Source organism: Streptomyces sp. CO7, assembly GCF_053474865.1.
This window is the reverse complement of the sequence record NZ_JBRIOU010000014.1, coordinates 8321-12379: the sequence shown is the minus strand read 5'-3', so window position 1 is coordinate 12379 and position 4059 is coordinate 8321. Positions and strand designations below refer to the sequence as shown.

The 4059-nt window shown below is 70.4% G+C and carries 2 protein-coding genes; one reads left to right on the top strand and one right to left on the bottom strand.

Annotated elements, in window-relative coordinates; genetic code table 11:
* Positions 1 to 1590, bottom strand: a 1590-nt coding sequence (locus ACOV8S_RS30425; protein WP_448321710.1) for a CTP synthase, incomplete at its 3' end; no start/stop codon positions are given.
* Positions 1591 to 2071: 481 nt separating this feature from the next.
* Between ACOV8S_RS30425 and ACOV8S_RS30420 the strand changes: the two genes are divergently transcribed.
* Entirely contained in the window at positions 2072 to 3904 is a 1833-nt protein-coding gene (locus ACOV8S_RS30420) for a glycoside hydrolase family 15 protein (protein ID WP_448321709.1), read from the top strand.
* The last annotated feature ends 155 nt before the right edge of the window (positions 3905 to 4059 follow it).

Sequence of the window (4059 nt, the reverse complement as noted above, 5' to 3'; positions counted from 1 at the left end):
GCGCAGCTCCGGGTGGGCCTGGGTGGCCACCAGGTAGGGGTGCACCTCGCGCGGGTACTCCACGTACTCGACGAGCTTGCCGTCCGGGGAGGTGCCGGAGAAGACGATGCCCGTCTTCTTCTCGAGCTCCGCGCGGTAGGCGTTGTTCACCTCGTAGCGGTGACGGTGGCGCTCCTCGACGTACTCCTTCTCGTCGTACACCTCGCGCACGACGGAGCCCTCGGCCAGCTTGGCCGGGTACATGCCCAGACGCATGGTGCCGCCCATGTCGCCCTCGCCGGAGACGATGTCCATCTGCTCGGCCATGGTGGAGATCACCGGGTGGGCGGTCGCCGGGTCGAACTCGGTGGAGTTGGCGTCGGTGATGCCGGCCAGGTTGCGGGCCGCCTCGATCACGATGCACTGCAGGCCCAGGCAGAGGCCGAGCAGCGGGATGCGGTTCTCGCGGGCGTACTGGATGGCGCCGACCTTGCCGGAGACGCCGCGGTCGCCGAAGCCGCCGGGGATGCAGATGCCGTCGACGTCGCCGAGCTGCTCGGCGGCGCCGGCCGGGGTCCGGCAGTCGTCGGAGGTGACCCACTTGATCTTGACGCGGGCCTTGTTGGCGAAGCCGCCGGCGCGCAGCGCCTCGGTCACCGACAGGTAGGCGTCGGGCAGGTCGATGTACTTGCCGACGAGCGCCAGGGTGATCTCGTGATCGGGGTTGTGGACGCGGTCCAGCAGGTCGTCCCAGGTGGTCCAGTCGACGTCGCGGAACGGCAGGTCGAGGCGGCGCACCGCGTAGGCGTCCAGGCCCTCGCCGTGGATCGTCTTCGGGATGTCGTAGATGGACCGGGCGTCCGGGCAGGCCACCACGGCGTCCTCGTCGACGTCGCACATCAGCGAGATCTTGCGCTTGATGGCGGTGGGGACCTCGCGGTCGCAGCGCAGCACGATGGCGTCCGGCTGCACGCCGATGTTGCGCAGCGCGGCCACCGAGTGCTGGGTCGGCTTGGTCTTCAGCTCGCCGGAGGGACCGATGTACGGCAGCAGCGAGATGTGCACCACGAACACGTTGTCGCGGCCGACCTCGTGGCGGACCTGGCGGACCGTCTCCAGGAAGGGCAGCGACTCGATGTCGCCGACGGTGCCGCCCACCTCGGTGATCACGACGTCGACCTCGTCCGTCGCCATGCGGCGGATGCGGTGCCTGATCTCGTTGGTGATGTGCGGGATGACCTGGACGGTGTCGCCCAGGTACTCGCCCCGGCGCTCCTTGGCGATGACCGTCGAGTAGACCTGGCCGGTGGTGACGTTGGCCGAGCCGTCGAGGTCGCGGTCGAGGAAGCGCTCGTAGTGGCCGATGTCCAGGTCCGTCTCGGCGCCGTCGTTGGTGACGAACACCTCACCGTGCTGGAAGGGGTTCATCGTGCCCGGGTCGACGTTCAGGTAGGGGTCCAGCTTCTGCATGACGACACGCAGACCGCGGGCCTTCAGCAGCATGCCGAGGCTCGACGCCGTCAGGCCCTTCCCGAGCGAGGAGGCGACACCCCCGGTGACGAAGATGTGCTTGGTCGTCGTGGCGTTGCTGTTTCGAAAAGCAGCGGGCATGGCCAAAGGGGGGCTCCCGTGGTGGCGGTGTCTGGGGATGCGGAGCGGCTTGCCGACCCGGTTTCGCCGGGGGGGCCGTCGCTGCGGTGCCGGGGTTTTTCTCCCACCGGTCCACGGGCTACCAGGGTATCAGCGCGCGGGACCAAAGGCGTCCGCGCACCTGCGTCACTGCCGTGACCTGGGGCTTCCCGGCGTCACCGGCCGCCCACCCGTTCGGATCACTCTTGTTGCCCCGAGCGTCGCGCGCATCATCATCATGCGTCGTATCCTGCTCGGACACTCGCTGACCGCCCGGCCGGGCAAGACGGCACCACCCAAGCCCGTGTCACAGGCCGTGTCCCCGGATACACCGGACATACGGGAGCGTCAGCTCACACTCAAGCGAACTACAGATTCTTACCGCTTCACTCCCCCTTTGACTTGACCGCAAGAGAGCGACCGTCCCTGCCGGGACGATGTGGCCGTTCGACTGGAGTTGCACGTGGCCGGGCGTATCGAGGACTACGCACTCATCGGAGACATGCAGACCGCCGCCCTGGTCTGCCGGGACGGCACGGTGGACTGGCTGTGCCTGCCCCGCTTCGACTCTCAGGCCATTTTCGCCGGCCTGCTGGGCACCGAGGATCACGGGTTCTGGCGCGTCGGGCCCGCCCACGCGCCGGAGGCCCAGGCGCCCGCCGCCACCCGCCGCCGCTACCGGGGCGACTCCCTCGTCCTGGAGTCGGAGTGGGACACCCCGGAGGGCACCGTCCGGGTGACCGATTTCATGCCGCCGCGTGACGGGGCCCCGCAGGTCATCCGGATCGTGGAGGGCGTCTCGGGCACGGTTCCCATGCGCTCCGCGCTGCGGATGCGGTTCTCCTACGGCCGCATCGTGCCCTGGGTGCACCGCCGCAACGGGCGTCTGGTCGGCGTCGCGGGCCCGGACTCCGTCTGGTTCGACACCGACGTGCTCGAGGCGGCCGGCGAGGAGGACGACCTGACCACCTTCGGCCAGGACCTCACCACGTACACCGACTTCGACGTCTCCGAGGGCGACCGGTTCGGCTTCACGCTGTCCTGGCAGCCCTCGCACAAGGAGCCGCCGCCGCTGCCGGAGCCGGAGCAGGCGCTGGCGGCGACCGACGACTTCTGGCGCGAGTGGGTCGCCCTGTGCACGTACCACGGCCCCTACCGGGAGGCCGTGATCCGTTCGCTGATCACGCTGAAGGCGCTCACCTATGCGCCCACCGGCGGCATCGTCGCCGCGCCGACCACCTCGCTGCCCGAGGAGATCGGCGGCGTCCGCAACTGGGACTACCGCTACACCTGGCTGCGCGACGCGGCGATCACCCTGTCCTCGCTGCTGCGCACCGGCTACCGCGAGGAGGCCCGCGCCTGGCGCGAGTGGCTGCTGCGGGCGGTCGCGGGCGACCCGGAGAACCTGCAGATCATGTACGGCATCGCCGGCGAGCGCGAGCTCGGCGAGGCGGAGCTGGACTGGCTGCCGGGCTACGAGAACTCCGCCCCGGTCCGGGTCGGCAACGGCGCGGCCCACCAGCTGCAGCTGGACGTGTACGGCGAGACCATCGAGGCGCTGCACCTGGCGCACATGACCGGCCTGTCCCGCAACGACTACGCCTCACAGCTCCAGCTGAAGCTGATCCGCTACCTGGAGAACCACTGGAACCAGCCGGACGAGGGCATCTGGGAGGTGCGCGGCCCGCGCCGCCACTTCGTGCACTCCAAGGTCATGGCCTGGGTGGCGGTGGACCGCACCATCAAGCTGGTGGAGTCCGGCGACGCGGAGGGCCCGCTGGAGCGCTGGCGGGAGCTGCGCGACGACATCCACCGGGACGTCTGCGAGAAGGGCTACGACCCGGAGCGCAACACCTTCACGCAGTCGTACGGCTCGCAGGAACTGGACGCGTCGCTGCTGCTGATCCCGCAGGTCGGGTTCCTGCCGCCGGACGACAAGCGGGTCATCGGCACGATCGAGGCGATCCAGCGGGAGCTGTCGACGCCGGACGGGTTCATCCTGCGCTACCCCACCCATCCGGGTGAGGACAACGTGGACGGCCTGGCGGGCGACGAGGGGGCGTTCCTGGCCTGCTCCTTCTGGATGGCGGACGACCTGGCGATGATCGGGCGGGTCGACGAGGCGCGGCGGCTGTTCGAGAAGCTGCTGTCGCTGCGCAACGACCTGGGCCTGCTGGCGGAGGAGTGGGACTCCAAGCACCAGCGCCAGGTGGGCAACTTCCCTCAGGCCTTCAGCCACGTCCCGCTCATCGACACCGCCCTGCGCCTCACCGCCTCCGGCGCCTACGGCGGCTGACCCTCCACCTCACGGGCCCGCGCCCCCACCGCCCCGGCGGCCGGGGGCCGGGCCCGTCCACGTACACCCGGGCCCCGCTGCCCCTGGGGGGCGGGACCGTGCCTGCCGGTGCTGCGGGCGGCTGGGCCGCCCAGGGGGCGATGGGGGTCCTCCCC